The organism is Streptomyces sp. NRRL F-5650, from assembly GCF_000721365.1.
GTDB lineage: Bacteria > Actinomycetota > Actinomycetes > Streptomycetales > Streptomycetaceae > Streptomyces > Streptomyces ardesiacus.
The window spans coordinates 33925-48714 of the sequence record NZ_JOGV01000013.1 but is presented as its reverse complement, the minus strand read 5'-3'; the positions used below and the strand labels follow the sequence as shown (position 1 = coordinate 48714).

Below are 14790 nucleotides of genomic sequence, written 5' to 3'. Positions count from 1 at the left end.
CCGCGCGGCGTCTATCCACTTGGCGCGACGTCCGCATCATGGATGACCATAGGGATGCGGAAGCACGAAAGACCGCTGTGAGAGGAGGCGTCCATGGGATCGGTACGCAAGGCGAGTGCGTGGCTCGGCCTCGTCGACGACAACGATGACGAGCGCTACTACGACGACGACTACTCCGAGGGCAACGAGACCGGCGACGCCTGGGTCACGGACCCGCGGGTGAAGGTGGCCTCGGACGTGGCCGAGGAGAGGGGCCGCCGCATCGCGACGGTCACCCCGGACAGTTTCCGGGACGCGCGGGCCATCGGTGAGCTGTTCCGGGACGGGGTCCCGGTCATCGTGAACCTGACGGCCATGGAGGGCACCGACGCCAAGCGCGTCGTCGACTTCGCGGCCGGGCTCATCTTCGGCCTGCGCGGTTCGATCGAGCGGGTGTCCACCCGGGTGTTCCTGCTGAGCCCGGCCGACACGCAGGTCATCAGCGGCGAGCCCGCCGCGCACCGTTCCGACGGTTTCTTCAACCAGAGCTGAGGCGGGGCCGCGCACCACGGCCCCCCCCCACCCCCGGCCTCTCACCGGAAGGCGTCGAGTCCGGTGAGCGCCTTGCCCAGCACCAACTGGTGCATCTCGACGGTGCCCTCGTAGGTGAGCACCGATTCCAGGTTCGTCGCGTGCCGCATCACGGGGTATTCGAGGGAGATCCCGTTGGCCCCGAGGATCGTGCGGGCCGTACGGCAGATCTCGATGGCCTCGCGCACGTTGTTGAGCTTGCCGAAGCTGACCTGCTCGGGACGCAGGCGGCCGGCGTCCATGCGCCGCCCGAGGTGATGGGCGAGCAGGATCCCCTTGTGCAGTTCCACCGCCATGTCGGCGAGTTTGGCCTGGGTGAGCTGGAAGCCGCCGATGGCCCGCCCGAACTGCTCCCGCGACTTCGCGTACTCCAGGGCCGCCTCGAAGGAACTGCGGGCCGCGCCCATCGAACCCCAGACGATTCCGTAACGGGCGTGCGACAGACAGCTCAGCGGCCCGCGCAGCCCCGTGACCTCCGGCAGCACGGCGTCGGCGGGCAGCCGTACGTCGTCGAGGACGAGTTCGCTGGTGACGCTGGCCCGCAGGGACCACTTGTGCTTGATCTCGGGGGCGGAGAACCCGGGGCTGCCGGCCGGCACGACGAACCCGCGGACGCCCCCCTCCGTCCGCGCCCAGACGACGGCGACACCCGCCACCGATCCGTTGGTGATCCACATCTTGCGCCCGTTGAGCACCCAGTCGCCGCCGGCGTCCCGCTTGGCGTGGGTGCGCATCCCGGCCGGGTCGGACCCGTGGTCGGGCTCGGTCAGCCCGAAGCACCCGATGACCTCGCCCGCGGCCATGCGGGGCAGCCACTCCCGCTTCTGCTCCTCGCTGCCGAAGCGGTGGATGGCGTACATGGCGAGGGAGCCCTGCACGGAGACCAGCGAGCGGATGCCCGAGTCGGCCGCCTCCAGCTCCAGGCAGGCCAGCCCGTACTGCACGGCACTCGCCCCGGCGCAGCCGTATCCCTCCAGGGACATGCCGAGCGCGCCGACGGCCCCCAGCTCGCGCGCGAGTTCCCGGATCCCGGGCAGCTCGCCCCTCTCGTACCAGTCCGCCACGTACGGCAGTACGCGGTCCGCGGCCCAGCCCCGCACGGTGTCCCGGACCGCCAGGTCCTCCGGTTCGAGCAGGTCGTCGATGCCGAGGGGATCGGCGGGGTCGAACGCGGGCAACTTGGGGGACGCGGCCATGGGACACCCTCCGGGACGGTTAAAACTAGCGCCGCTAGTCACGGCTGTCGCTGCCGACGTTACGATGCGGCGCCCCGCACGTCCACCATGCTCGCCCCGCGTCCCGCGTCCCCGCGTCCCCGCGTCCCCCCGTCCCGCGTCCCCGCGCGGCCCGGTCGCCTTCGGTGCCAAGGTGCACGTCGTCGCCGGGGGTGCCCCACCCTCGGCGGCTTGCGGTGCGGACGGCCCACGGCAGTCCGTGCGACGCCACGCACAAGGGGCGTCGCGCAGGTCGTGGCGCACCGCGCGCTCCCGCGATGTCGCGACTCCGCAGCAGGGCCGTGACGAGACCGTGGGGTCACGCCGAGACGCGGGACTCCACCGCTTCCCGGGGCGCGGGCACGGATACCTCCTCGCACTGCATCACCCGCGGCAGCCGCAACGCCATCACCGCCCCCAGCAGCAGCAACCCGGCACTCACCACCAAGGTCACGTGCAGTCCGTGCACGAACGCGTCCCCCGCGGCCCGCCGCAGCGCGGCCCCGGCAGGCCCCCCGAGCTGCGCGGCGACCTCGTACGCCTCCCCCAGCGAATGCCCCGCCGCCGACGACGCCGACGACGGCACCCCCGCCACGCCGCCCGTCAGTCCGGGCGCGTACGCCGCATTCATCACGCTGCCCAGCAGGGCGATGCCGATCCCGGCGCCCAGTTGGTACGAGGTCTCGCCGATCGCCGCCGCACCCCCCGACTGCTCCTGCGGCGCCTCGCTCAGCATGGACTCGTACGCCCCGAACAGCGTCGTCTCCAGGCCGAAGCCGAGCAGGACGAACCCGGCGAGCAGCAGCGCGCCGTTGTCGGCCCGGCCCATCGCCGTGAGCAGCAGCACCGCGAAGGCCGTCAGGCAGAACCCCGCGCACACCATCCGCCGCGGCCCGAACCGCCGCAGCATCCGCGCCCCCGCGAGCCCCGCCGCCATCGCCGCGAAGGTCAGCGGCAGCAGCCGCAGCCCGGTCTCCAGCGGGGACAGCCCCAGCACCAGTTGCAGGTACTGCGCCGCGATCAGCTCCAGACCCACCAGCGCCAGCATCGCCAGCACGATGCACCCCACCGACGTGCTGAACGCCGGCCGCCGGAACATCGCGAGGTCCACCAGCGGGTACGCGCGCCGCCGCTGCCGCCGCACGAAGCCGGTCAGCAGCGCCGCGCCCAGCACCAGCGGGAGCAGGGTGAGCAGGCTCGCCACCGGCTCCCCGCCGCCCAGGCGCTTCACGCCCAGGACGACGCCGAACAGCCCGGCCGCCGCCATCAGCGCGCCGACCACGTCCCAGGGCCCGCGGCCGTCGCCCTTGGACTCGGGCAGCAGCAGCCGCCCCACCGGCAGGCTGACCAGCATCAGCGGGATGTTGACCAGGAAGACCGAGCCCCACCAGAAGTGCTCCAGCAGGAAGCCGCCGAGCAGGGGCCCGACCGCCGCGCCCACCGCGGCCACAGCGCTCCAGATGCCGATGGCCAGCGCCCGCTCCCGCCGGTCGGGGAAGACCTGCCGCAGGATCGACAGCGTCGCCGGCATGATCATGGCGCCGCCCACGCCGAGCAGCGCGCGGGCCGCGATCAGCACCTGGGCGTTGTCCGCGAGGGCCGCGAACGCGGAGGCGACGCCGAAGAGGGCGTAGCCGAGCAGCAGGATCCGTCTGCGGCCCACCCGGTCGCCCAGCGTGCCGAAGAGGATCAGCAGCGAGGCGCAGACGAGCGGGTAGACGTCGACGATCCAGAGCAGCTCGATGGCGCCGGGCCTGAGGTCCTCGGTGACGGCGGGGACCGCCACGTGCAGCACGGTCGCGTCGAGGGCGACGAGCAGCAGGCTGACGCAGAGGACGACCAGGACCACCCAGCGGTTGGCACCGGCCCCGGCCGCCCGACGGCGCGGCGCGGCGGCGGCCGTGGTCGTCCCGGACATGTACGTACCTCCAAGATGTTCCCTCGCGTCCGGCGGGCAGCGGGGTGGGGACTCCCCCTGCGGCTCGGCCGGAGCGGAGCGGGGGGCTCCGGCCGTGCAACGGAACGCGAGTGACTCGTCAGGTTACGCGAGACCGCGCAGCACACACGTGGCGGGCCTCACACATCCCACGCCGCCCGTGTGGCGTGCGCCACTGCCGCCGCGGTCGCACCCGCCCCGGCGGTTCGGCGGCCCCCGCGCCCGGCAGATAATCGAGTCCGTGACGGATCTTGAAACGCGCACCGCGGGCCGCTCCGGCGCCACGGGTCCGCCCGGTGCCCTGCGCCGGGCCGCCCCGGCGCTCCTCGGCTACACGGCCGTACGCGCCCTGGGCCTGCTCGCCCTGGCCCTGTGGAGCGCCGCGCGCGACAAGAGCGCCTACACGCTACTGACGGCCCGCTGGGACTCCCTCTGGTACACCAGGGTCGCCGAGCTCGGGTACGGCTACGAGGTGCGGCTGCCCAACGGGGACGTCCACTCCAACCTGGCCTTCTTCCCGCTGCTGCCCTGGCTGGAGCGGCTCGGCGCGGCCGTTGCCCCGCTGTCGTACGCGGACGCGGGTTTCGCCGTGAGCCTGCTCGCCTCGCTCGCCGCGGCCTGGGGGATCTTCGCGGTGGCGGACCACGTGTACGGCCGCCGTGCGGGCGTGTGCGCGGTGCTGCTGTGGGCCGTGCTGCCGGTCGGGATCGTCCAGTCGATGGCGTACAGCGAGTCCCTGTTCACGGCGCTGGCCGCCTGGTCGCTGTACGCGGTCCTGACCGGGCGCTGGGTGACGGCGGGGGCGCTGGCCGCGCTGGCCGGGCTGACCCGCCCGGTGGGGCTCGCGGTGACGGCGGCGGTGTGGGCGGCCGCGGCCGTCGCGTTCGCGCGGGACGGTGACCGCCGCGACGGCCGGGAGAGGGCGCGGCGCGTGCTCGGCATGCTGCTCGCGCCCCTGGGTGCCGCCGGTTACGTCCTGTGGGTGGGCCACCGCACCGGCAAGGGCCCGCTCGGCTACCTCGACGTCCAGGCGGGCTGGCGCAACGGCTTCGACGGGGGCGCGGCCTTCGCCCGGTTCGTCGCCGGGAAGTTCACGTCGTTGCCGGGGGCGCTGGCGGGCGTCGGGCTGATCGTCGCGGTGGCGCTGCTGGTCTGGCTCCACGTGGTGTGCGTGAGGCGGCGCCAGCCGCTCCCGCTGCTGGTGTACACGGGGATCGTCGCCCTGCTCGCCCTGTGCGCGTCGAGTTACTTCGGGTCGAAGCCCCGGCTGCTGCTGCCCGCCTTCCCGCTGCTGTTCCCCCTGGCCCAGGGCCTGGCCCGGCTGCGTACCGCCGGGTCGGCGGCGGTCGTGTGCGGCGTCGCGGCGGCGTCCGCGGTGTACGGGGCGTTCTGGCTGAACGGCTCCGGGCCGCCCTGACCCGCGCCCTGCCCGCGGGGAGCGCCCGATGACCGGCGGAACAATTCCGCACCAGCATTCGGTGAACGAATTCATAAGCACGATAAAACCGCCGACCGGGCAGATCAAAAGAATTGAAGCCCACGACCTGCACGCATTGCGGATTACCCGGAAATAAGGCACCGCTTGAGAGGAATCCCACATCACATCGTCATCACAAATCCGTTGATTCGTCAGGGATCACTCCTCACTCGCTGTAACGTCGATTGGGTGCGTACCGAACGGAAGCCCACCCGTCTGGACCGGGTGTTCGCGAGACTGGACCGGGAGCCGGAACGTCCGGAGCTCCTGGACGCGCCGGAGATGTCCCGGCACAGGTTCGCGCTGTTCGCCGGAACCCTCGCGTTCTACCTCGCGATCGTGTGGGCCGTGGTGATCACCTCGTGGCTGGTCCGGCTCGACTGGCAGGTCATGTTCTTCCGGCCCTACCAGCAGTGGCCGCAGATCCACGCGTTCGTCGACTACTACGTGGTGCTCGGCCAGCGCGGCCCCACCGCGGTGATGGTCGCGGCCTGGCTCGGCTGGCGCTCCTGGCGGCAGCACACCCTGCGCCCGTTGCTGGCGCTCGGCGTCTCGCTGCTCCTGCTGAACATCACGGTCGGCGCCGCCAAGTACGGCATGGGCCGGCTCGGCCCCCACTACGCGACCACGATCGGCGCCAACGAGATGTGGCTCGGCGGCGATATATTTCCGAGCGGTCACACCGCGAACGCCGTCGTGACCTGGGGCATCCTCGCCTACCTGGCCTCGACGCACCGCGCCCGGCGCTGGCTGTCCGCGCTGTCGGCGGTCACCTCGCTCGGCGTGGGCATGTCCACCGTGTACCTCGGCACGCACTGGCTCAGCGACGTGCTCCTCGGCTGGGCCGCGGGACTGCTGATCCTGCTGGCACTCCCCTGGTTCGAGCCGCTGATCAGCCGCGCGGAGGCGTGGATCCTGGGCCTGCGCGACCGCTGGTTCGCCCGCCGCGGCCGCAGGAGGACGGCCCGGCGACCGCTCGGCCCGCCCGTGGCCGTCAGGCCGCCCGCGGCCGGCCGGCCGGAGGCACCGGTCCGCGAGCCGGTCGCCGCGCCCCGCACCGCCCGGCCCCCCGCGCACCTGGCCCCGGGCCCGCACACGGCCCGCTCGGACCGGGCACCGGGGGCCCCGGCCGGCAGCCGCCGGCCGCCGCACGCCGACCGCCACCCGCGCAGCTCGGCCCCGGCCGCACGCCCCCTGTCGGGCGGCTGACCGCTCCCCCGGAGGCCCGGCTAGCCCTTCCAGGCCCGGGCGACCCTGCCGTCCTTCACCTCGAAGTTGAGGCGGCCCACGCGGTACTCCATGGTGATGACCGTGCCCGGGGCCAGGGACCGCACCGTCGACCAGCCCCGCTCCCGCGCCAGCCGTTCGGCGGCGCCGGATTCGAGGCCGACGTAGGTGTCCGGACTGTCCTGGGGCTCGGCCGGTGGTGTCGGAATCGGTGCCATGCCGCCACGCTATGCCCTGCCCCGGGAGCGGGGAAGCCCAAGCCGGTAACACGGGCCACAGGTGCACCTACGGTCACATTTCTGTCACAGGATCATGAGGCGCGTTTTGGTGGAACGCGTTCACACGAACGGACGGTTCTGCCCGTGTTGCGCAGGCGGCCGAGGTGAATTCCCGTATGTTCCGGCGAACTCTCGAATAGACGCACGGAATACACGCCCCGGGTACCGGGCGCCGCCCCGCATTTCGCCCCCGCACACGTCCGAACGGACTTCCGCGCGCCCCCCCGTACAAGCATGGGCACAGCGCTTACGCGAATCGAACATCGGACGGAAGCGGTCAGGTGTCCAGCGGTGCGACGGCGAGCGACAGGTCGTTGTCCCGGGTGTAGTACGGCCCGGCCTCCACGGGGCCGTGCGGCGTCCGTACGCGCGTGCGCGGGAACGTGAAGACGGGGCTCTTGTCGGCGACGTCGTCCAGCAGCCGCGCGAGGCGCACCGCGGGGCCGGAGGGACCGGCGGGCCGCAGCCACAGGTCCCAGAGGCCGGGCACCAGATCGTCGTAGGGCACGGTGAAGGCGAACTCCGTCCGGTCGGCGGCGACCTCCACCCGGCGCACACCGCCCTCGCCGGCGCCGCCCGCGCCGTCACCGGGCCGGGCGCGCAGCTCCGCGTCGGCCCCGGGCAGGAGCTGGGTGCCGTAGACCCGCCCGCGCACGGTCAGGCCGCCCCGTGCGGGGCTCAGGTCCACCGCCTCGGCGTGCGGGGCGCGCAGCCAGCTCCGGACGGTGAGGTTGCCCTGCCGGGTGGCGTACGGGATGCGGACGGCGACGTGGCCGCGCAGGCCGCTGGGGGTGCGCTCGGCGAGGGAGCGCAGGTCGGTGACGCCGGGCACCAGACGCCGCGGCTCGCCGTCGGACAGACGGGCGTACGCGTCCCATCGGCCCTCGGGCAGGGAGACGCTGCTGGGCAGCGCGGCCCGCAGCCGGCCCTCCGCCGCCGGGGCCAGCGGGAGGCTGACCGTTTCTCCGTCGGCGTCGGCACAGTCGTCGCCCGCGCGGCGGCGCAGGATGAGCAGGGCCGCTCCGGTGTTACCGCGTGCGGCGACGTCGAAGGTCAGGCCGCCCGCGGAGTCGCCGATGCAGTCGGCGCGCAGCGGGGCGGCCGGCGGGGCCGGCGGCGTCATGCGGTGCGGTACCTCCCGTGGGCTGCGTGTCGTCCGGTTAGACCCGGAACCCCGCCATCTGGTTGTCCGTGTCCGATTGCGATGTGGTCACGACCGGGGAGACCGCCCGGTAACGGCTCTTTCCGGTCACCCTGTTCATTCGCTGATTTCATGATTTGTCGACTCACGGACTCGTCGGCGAGATCCGCTTCGTCCGCTCAACCTCCGCTCTCAGCAGCCGACTTGGGACCGCGGCACCGTCCGTCGTCCCGGAGGGCCCCCTGCGTCGCACGGTTCGATTCCGTCGGCCGGGGGGCGTGACTCCCGCCACGGATCGCCCGTTGTCCTTGCATGAGCCGGGACCCGCCCGGATCACGGCCCGGGAGCCACCCGGTCCGGCCACGCACCGCATCCGAGGGAGCCACCCGTGCCGCGCATGCTCGACGTCAGCGACGACGTACGCGCCGAGATCGGCGACGAAGAAGCCGACCGCCTGCTGGCCGGGGAGTCCGCCCCGGGCAGCTACGACTGCACGTCCTGCCGCACTCCCGGCGACTGTGAGCAGGAGCGCACCAGCACCGTCCTGTTCATCGGGGACGAGACCGCCGTGCTCGCCTTCGCCCACGCCGGCTGCCTGCCCTCGCAGGTCGTCAAGGTCACCGAGGAGCAGCTCCAGGGGGCCGTGCGGTCCATCAGTGCCGACCAGGCCCGCTCCGAGCCCGCTCCCGCCGCCCCGCAGAAGGCCTCGCCCGAGCAGGCCGTGCTCGGCGTGACCAGCGGACTGATCCTGATCGCCGGAGAACTGCACCCGGCCCTCGTGGTGGAGCCGACCTCTCCCATCGCCCGCCCCGGCACCACCGGCGCCGGCGACGACTTCCTGCCGCTGCTGATCGAGCAGGGCTTCATGCCGGTCACCGAGCTGGCGTCCGCCCCGGCCGTGCTGCACGGCTGGTCGGTCCTGCTCGCGATGGGCCAGCTCCACGCGGTGCTCCAGCCCGGGACGAACGGCGGCCGTCCGGTGGCCTGGTGGCAGGCGCACCAGCCGCTCCAGGTCACCGAGGGCTGGCGCACGGCGGCCAACAAGCACCAGCAGGTGCTGATGTTCGCCGCGCCCGTCGGGTCGATCGGCCGGCAGCCGCGCGAGGACCTGCTGCGGGACGCGCTGGACAAGGCGGCGGCCAACGGACAGCTCGTCGCGGCGGCCCTGCCGCTGGCCGGAACCTGAGCCCGTTCACGCGGCTGCCGGACGGCCGTCACCTGGGCCGCATCCCTTCCCGCGCGAGGTCGTTTGGACATACGTGTACGCATACGACGCCTTCCACCGCCACGGCGGCCCCTCGGCCACGCCGATCTACGACGCGCTCTACGCCGAGTACGTCCGGTCCTTCCGATCGCTGCCCGGCGATCGCAGCGGCGAGGAGGAGCTGGCCTTCACGGCCTTCCGGAGCATCCCGCGCGGCAGAAGCGGCTACGGCGCCTACAGCGCGGGGGCCCAGAGCGCCCGCGTCGGCCAGCAGTCGGTGTGGCAGCGCGTCAGCGGCACGCACCACGTCCCGGCCGCGCTGCCACCGGCCCCGCGGTCCGGAACCTGACCGCCGGGCCACCGACGCGAGAGGGGCGCCCCCGGCCGGGGGCGCCCCTCTCGCATGCCGTACGTCCCTACTTCTTCTTCGCGCCGCGCTTCTCGCGCACCCGCACGGAGATGTGGATCGGCGTCCCCTCGAAGCCGAACTCCTCGCGCAGCCGGCGCTCGATGAAGCGCCGGTAGCCCGCCTCGATGAAGCCGGAGGCGAAGAGCACGAACCGCGGGGGCTTGGTGCCCGCCTGGGTGCCGAAGAGGATGCGCGGCTGCTTGCCGCCCCGCACCGGGTGCGGGTGGGCGGCGACCAGCTCGCCGAGGAAGGCGTTGAGCCGGCCCGTCGGGACGCGGGTCTCCCAGCCGGCCAGGGCGGTCTCGATCGCGGGGACCAGCTTCTCCATGTGCCGGCCGGTCTGCGCCGAGACGTTGACCCGCGGCGCCCACGCCACCTGGCCCAGCTCGGTCTCGATCTCCCGCTCCAGGTAGTAGCGGCGCTCCTCGTCGAGGGTGTCCCACTTGTTGTAGGCGACGACGATCGCGCGGCCCGCCTCGACGGCCATGGTGACGATCCGCTGGTCCTGGACGGAGATCGACTCGGAGGCGTCGATGAGGACGACGGCCACCTCCGCCTTCTCGACGGCGGCGGCGGTGCGCAGGGAGGCGTAGTAGTCCGCGCCCTGCTGGAGGTGGACGCGCTTGCGGATGCCCGCCGTGTCGACGAACTTCCAGGTGACCCCGCCCAGCTCGATCAGCTCGTCGACCGGGTCGCGGGTGGTCCCGGCCAGTTCGTTGACGACGACGCGCTCCTCGCCGGCGACCTTGTTCAGCAGCGAGGACTTGCCGACGTTGGGGCGGCCGATCAGGGCGATGCGGCGCGGGCCGCCGAGGGCGGCGCCGAAGGTCTGCGCCGGGGCCTCGGGCAGGGCCTCCAGGACCCGGTCCAGCATGTCGCCGGTGCCGCGGCCGTGCAGGGCGGAGACGGGGTGCGGCTCGCCCAGGCCCAGCGACCAGAGGTAGGCGGCGTCCGCCTCGCCGCTCGGGCCGTCGACCTTGTTGGCGCACAGCACGACGGGCTTGCCGGCCTTGCGCAGCAGCCGGACCACGGCCTCGTCGGTGTCGGTGGCGCCGACCTTGGCGTCCACGACGAAGACGACGGCGTCGGCGGCCTCGATGGCGTACTCGGCCTGCGCGGCCACGGAGGCGTCGATGCCGAGGACGTCCTGCTCCCAGCCGCCGGTGTCGACGACCTTGAAGCGGCGGCCGGCCCACTCGGCCTCGTAGGTGACGCGGTCGCGGGTGACGCCGGGCTTGTCCTCGACGACGGCCTCACGGCGGCCGATGATGCGGTTCACGAGGGTCGACTTGCCGACATTGGGGCGGCCGACGACGGCGAGGACCGGCAGCGGGCCGTGCCCGGCCTCCTCGATCGCGCCCTCGACCTCCTCGACGTCGAAGCCCTCTTCGGCGGCCAGCTCCATGAACTGCGCGTACTCGGCGTCGCCGAGCGCCCCGTGGTCGTGCTCCTCGCCCGAGCCCTCGGGGTGGATGTGGTCGTTCATGAAGTCCGTACCTCGTTCATCGTGGTGATCGGTGGAACACCCGGTACCGGGTGATCCACTACTCAAGTGTCACTCAGCGCCCGGTGAGGCGCCTGGCGTTTTCCAGGTGCGCGGTGAGCTGCTTCTGGATGCGTTCGGTGGCCTCGTCCAGCGCCTTGCGGGTACGCCGCCCGCTGCCGTCGCCCGCGTCGAAGGGGTCGCCGAAGACGACGTCCACGCGGGAGCGCAGCGGGGGCAGCGCCTTTATCAACCGTCCGGGGCGGTCCGTGCTTCCCAGCACCGCCACCGGGACGATCGGGGCACCGCTGCGCACCGCGAAGTAGGCGAGCCCGGCACGCAGCGAGGCGAAGTCGCCCTCGCCCCGGGTGCCCTCCGGGAAGATGCCCAGCACGCCGCCGTCGGCCAGCACGCCGAGCGCCTGTCCTATGGCGGTGCGGTCGGCGGAGTGGCGGTCCACCTTGAGCTGGCCGATGCCGGTGAGGAAGCGTCCGAGCGGTCCGACGAACGCCTCCTTCTTGATCAGGAAGTGCGTGGGCCGGGGCGCGACGCCCATGACCATGGGGCCGTCGATGTTGTGCGCGTGGTTGACGGCGTAGATCACGGGGCCGGTGGCGGGCACCCGCCAGGCACCGAGCACGCGCGGCTTCCACAGGCCGTACATCAGGCCGACGCCGATGCGCCGGCCGACCTCGGCGCCCTTCTCCGAGGGGACGGGCGCGGCGGAGGACGCGGTCACTTCCCCGCCCGCTTCTCCTCGACGAGGGTGACGACGCACTCGACGACCTGCGCGAGGGTGAGGGCGGTGGTGTCCACCTCGACCGCGTCGTCGGCCTTGGCCAGCGGGGAGGTCTTGCGGGTGGAGTCGGCCGCGTCCCGCTTGATCAGGGCCTCGCGGGTGGCGTTGACGTCGGCGCCCTTCAGCTCGCCGCTGCGGCGGGCGGCGCGGGCCTCCGCCGAGGCGGTGAGGAAGATCTTGAGGTCGGCGTCCGGGAGCACGGTGGTGCCGATGTCGCGGCCCTCGACGACGATGCCGAGCGGCGCGGCGGCGGCGATGGAGCGCTGCAGCTCCGTGATCCGGGCCCGGACCTCGGGGACGGCGCTGACCGCGCTGACCTTGGAGGTGACCTCCTGGGTGCGGATCGGCCCGGCCACGTCCACGCCGTCGACGGTGATGGCCGGGTCCGCCGGGTCGGTGCCGGAGACGATCTCGGGCTTGCCGGCCGCGGCGGCGACGGCGTGCGGGTCGTCGGTGTCGATGCCGTTGGTCACCATCCACCAGGTGATCGCCCGGTACTGGGCACCGGTGTCCAGGTAGCTGAGGCCGAGCTGGGCGGCCACGGCCTTCGACGTGCTCGACTTGCCCGTGCCGGAGGGGCCGTCGATGGCGACAATCACGGCCGGGGCGGTCGGGGCGGCGCCGTTTTCCACGAGGGGACACCTTCCTGGTGCGGTGCGGTGGGTGGTGTGCGGGACGCGAGCGCGTCCCGCACAAGGTTACCGGGCCGCGAAGACCCCTCCGACAGGCGTCCGCAAGCCCACGCTCACTGCCGGATCGCCCAGCCCCGCTCCTTCAGGGCCGCCGTGAGGACGGCGGCGGCCCTGGGCTCCACCATGAGCTGCACCAGGCCCGCCTGCTGCCCGGTCGCGTGCTCGATCCGTACGTCCTCGACGTTGACCCCGGCCCGCCCCGCGTCCGCGAAGATGCGGGCGAGCTGGCCCGGCTGGTCGTCGATGAGGACGGCCACCGTCTCGTAGGCCCGCGGGGCGGACCCGTGCTTGCCGGGGACGCGGACCTGTCCGGCGTTGCCGCGCCGCAGCACCTCGGCGATGCCGGTGCCGCCCTCGCGGCGCTCGTCCTCGTCGGCGGACTGCAGGGCGCGCAGGGCCCGTACCGTCTCCTCCAGGTCGGCGGCGACGTCGGTGAGCAGGTCGGCGACCGGCCCCGGGTTGGTGGAGAGGATGTCGATCCACATCCGGGGGTCGGAGGCGGCGATCCGGGTCACGTCGCGGATGCCCTGCCCGCACAGCCGTACGGCGGCCTCCTCGGCGTGCTCCAGGCGCGCGGCGACCATGCTGGAGATCAGGTGGGGCATGTGGGAGACGAGGGCCACGGCGCGGTCGTGGGCGTCGGCGTCCATCACGACCGGCACCGCGCGGCAGTGCGAGACCAGCTCCAGGGCGAGGTTCAGCACCTCGGTGTCGGTGTCCCGGGTCGGGGTGAGCACCCAGGGGCGGCCCTCGAAGAGGTCGGCGGTGGCGGCCAGCGGGCCGGACTTCTCGCGGCCGGACATGGGATGGGTGCCGATGTACGCGGCGAGGTCGAGCCCGCGCGCCTCCAGTTCCCGGCGGGGGCCGCCCTTGACGCTGGCGACGTCGATGTAGCCGCGGGCGACGCCGCGGCCCATGGCGTCGGCGAGCACGTCGGCCACCAGGGCGGGCGGGGCGGCGACGATCGCGAGGTCGACCGGCCCGTCGGGGGCGCCGTCGGTGCCGGCGCCGAGCGCGGCGGCGGTGCGGGCCTGCTCGGGGTCGTGGTCGGCGAGGTGGACGGTGACGCCCCGCGCGGTGAGGGCGAGGGCGGCCGAGGTGCCGATGAGGCCGGTTCCGATGACGAGTGCGGTTCTCACTGGGCGATGTCCTTGCGCAGGGCCGCGGCGGCGCCGAGGTAGACGTGGGCGATCTCGGCGCGGGGCCGGTCGGACTCGATGTGGGCGAGGACCCGGACCACGCGGGGCATGGCGCCCTCGACGTCCAGTTCCTGGGCGCAGATCAGTGGCACGTCGGTGATGCCGAGTCCGCGTGCCGCGGCGGCCGGGAAGTCGCTGTGCAGGTCGGGAGTGGCGGTGAACCACAGGCTGATCAGGTCGTCGGCCGCCAGGCCGTTGCGCTCCATGAGGGCGGTCAGCAGGGCCGCGACCTGCTCGTTCATGTGCCCGGCCTCGTCCCGCTCCAGTTGGACGGCGCCCCGGACCGCTCGTACCGCCACGGCGATGCTCCTTGCTGAAGTTGCTGACACAGGTGTCGGTTCCTGGTCCGTCCAGCCTAGTCAGCGCGCCGCGCACCGGTCGGGGACGCCCGTCCCCTGAGACGGCGGCGCGGGGAAATGGGGCGGCCCGCGGGTGCACGCCCGCGTACGCTCCCGCCATGCCCGCCGAGACCCCGCTCCCCGAGACGCTGGTGCGCGACCACACGATCTACGCCTGTGTCATGGGCTCCCGCGCCTTCGGTCTGGCGACGGAGGACAGCGACACCGACCGGCGGGGCGTCTTCCTCGCCCCGACCGCCCTGTTCTGGCGCTTCGAGAAGCCGCCGACGCACGTGGAGGGTCCTGGGGAGGAGCAGTTCGGCTGGGAGCTGGAACGCTTCTGCGAACTGGCCCTGCGGGCGAACCCGAACATCCTGGAGTGCCTGCACTCCCCGCTCGTGGAGTACGTGGACGACACGGGCCACGAACTGCTCGCCCTGCGCGGGGCGTTCCTCTCCCGCCGGGCCCACGCGACGTTCACCGGGTACGCGGACGGCCAGCGCCGCAAGCTCGACGCCGACGTGCGCAACCACGGCGCCCCGCGCTGGAAGCACGCGATGCACCTGCTGCGGCTGCTGACCAGCGTCCGCGACCTGCTGCGCACGGGCGTCCTGACGATCGGCGTCGGCGAGGCACGGGAGTCCCTGCTCGCCGTCAGGCGCGGCGAGGTGCCCTGGCCGCAGGTGGAGGCGCGGATGAACCGCTTGGCCCGGGAGGCCGAGGAGGCGGCCCGCCGCAGCCCGCTCCCGCCCGAACCGGACCGGCGCCGCGTCGAGGACTTCCTGGTCCGCACCCGCCGGGCCTCGGCGCTCCGGCACTGACG

15 protein-coding genes are annotated in these 14790 nt (G+C 73.4%); 6 read left to right on the top strand and 9 right to left on the bottom strand.

Going from position 1 to position 14790, the window contains the following annotated elements; genetic code table 11:
- Nucleotides 1–93 precede the first annotated feature (93 nt).
- Complete coding sequence (locus IG88_RS0114980; protein WP_030402837.1) at nucleotides 94–531, top strand: cell division protein SepF; 438 nt, start codon at nucleotides 94–96, stop codon at nucleotides 529–531.
- A 41-nt stretch (nucleotides 532–572) separates the two neighbouring features.
- Here the strand turns inward: IG88_RS0114980 and IG88_RS0114975 are convergent, their stop codons facing one another.
- Both IG88_RS0114975 and IG88_RS0114970 read right to left on the bottom strand, forming a co-directional pair.
- Nucleotides 573–1766, bottom strand: a complete 1194-nt coding sequence (locus IG88_RS0114975; protein WP_031040271.1) for an acyl-CoA dehydrogenase family protein — start codon at nucleotides 1764–1766, stop codon at nucleotides 573–575.
- A gap of 337 nt (nucleotides 1767–2103) precedes the next feature.
- Nucleotides 2104–3702 (bottom strand): MFS transporter, encoded by a 1599-nt coding sequence (locus IG88_RS0114970; protein ID WP_031040268.1) that lies wholly within the window; start codon nucleotides 3700–3702, stop codon nucleotides 2104–2106.
- A gap of 259 nt (nucleotides 3703–3961) precedes the next feature.
- Between IG88_RS0114970 and IG88_RS0114965 the strand changes: the two genes are divergently transcribed.
- Together IG88_RS0114965 and IG88_RS0114960 are read left to right on the top strand one after the other, a co-directional pair.
- On the top strand, nucleotides 3962–5137 hold the full coding sequence (locus IG88_RS0114965) for a mannosyltransferase family protein (RefSeq protein WP_031040265.1): 1176 nt from the start codon (nucleotides 3962–3964) through the stop codon (nucleotides 5135–5137).
- Between the two features lie 249 nt (nucleotides 5138–5386).
- Nucleotides 5387–6406, top strand: coding sequence for a phosphatase PAP2 family protein (locus tag IG88_RS0114960; protein ID WP_031040262.1), 1020 nt, complete (start codon nucleotides 5387–5389; stop codon nucleotides 6404–6406).
- Nucleotides 6407–6426: 20 nt separating this feature from the next.
- Here IG88_RS0114960 and IG88_RS0114955 read toward each other — a convergent pair whose 3' ends face one another.
- Complete coding sequence (locus IG88_RS0114955; protein ID WP_030402832.1) at nucleotides 6427–6642, bottom strand: I78 family peptidase inhibitor; 216 nt, start codon at nucleotides 6640–6642, stop codon at nucleotides 6427–6429.
- Between the two features lie 337 nt (nucleotides 6643–6979).
- On the bottom strand, nucleotides 6980–7825 hold the full coding sequence (locus IG88_RS0114950; RefSeq protein WP_031040260.1) for a hypothetical protein: 846 nt from the start codon (nucleotides 7823–7825) through the stop codon (nucleotides 6980–6982).
- Between the two features lie 406 nt (nucleotides 7826–8231).
- On the opposite strand from IG88_RS0114950, the gene IG88_RS0114940 reads away from it, so the two are divergent.
- Nucleotides 8232–9029 (top strand): hypothetical protein, encoded by a 798-nt coding sequence (locus tag IG88_RS0114940; protein ID WP_030402830.1) that lies wholly within the window; start codon nucleotides 8232–8234, stop codon nucleotides 9027–9029.
- 73 nt (nucleotides 9030–9102) lie between these two features.
- Entirely contained in the window at nucleotides 9103–9396 is a 294-nt protein-coding gene (locus IG88_RS0114935) for a hypothetical protein (protein ID WP_030402829.1), read from the top strand.
- A 67-nt stretch (nucleotides 9397–9463) separates the two neighbouring features.
- Here the strand turns inward: IG88_RS0114935 and der are convergent, their stop codons facing one another.
- The 5 genes from der to aroH all read right to left on the bottom strand — a co-directional run bounded on the left by der (nucleotide 9464) and on the right by aroH (nucleotide 13928).
- Nucleotides 9464–10942 (bottom strand): ribosome biogenesis GTPase Der, encoded by a 1479-nt coding sequence (gene der, locus IG88_RS0114930; protein ID WP_031040257.1) that lies wholly within the window; start codon nucleotides 10940–10942, stop codon nucleotides 9464–9466.
- Between the two features lie 73 nt (nucleotides 10943–11015).
- On the bottom strand, nucleotides 11016–11678 hold the full coding sequence (locus tag IG88_RS0114925) for a lysophospholipid acyltransferase family protein (RefSeq protein WP_031040254.1): 663 nt from the start codon (nucleotides 11676–11678) through the stop codon (nucleotides 11016–11018).
- The gene (cmk, locus tag IG88_RS0114920) at nucleotides 11675–12370 is read right to left on the bottom strand and encodes a (d)CMP kinase (protein WP_031040252.1); all 696 of its coding nucleotides are present in this window, start codon (nucleotides 12368–12370) and stop codon (nucleotides 11675–11677) included. Before cmk ends, IG88_RS0114925 begins: the two co-directional genes overlap by 4 nt.
- A 113-nt stretch (nucleotides 12371–12483) precedes the next feature.
- Nucleotides 12484–13569, bottom strand: coding sequence for a prephenate dehydrogenase (locus IG88_RS0114915; protein ID WP_031040250.1), 1086 nt, complete (start codon nucleotides 13567–13569; stop codon nucleotides 12484–12486).
- On the bottom strand, nucleotides 13566–13928 hold the full coding sequence (gene aroH, locus IG88_RS0114910) for a chorismate mutase (protein WP_031040248.1): 363 nt from the start codon (nucleotides 13926–13928) through the stop codon (nucleotides 13566–13568). The genes IG88_RS0114915 and aroH overlap by 4 nt, the downstream gene beginning before the upstream one ends.
- Nucleotides 13929–14086: 158 nt before the next feature.
- Between aroH and IG88_RS0114905 the strand changes: the two genes are divergently transcribed.
- Nucleotides 14087–14788 carry a DNA polymerase beta superfamily protein gene (locus IG88_RS0114905; protein WP_031040247.1) on the top strand — a complete coding sequence of 234 codons (702 nt, stop codon included), beginning with the start codon at nucleotides 14087–14089 and terminating at the stop codon, nucleotides 14786–14788.
- Nucleotides 14789–14790: the final 2 nt, after the last annotated feature.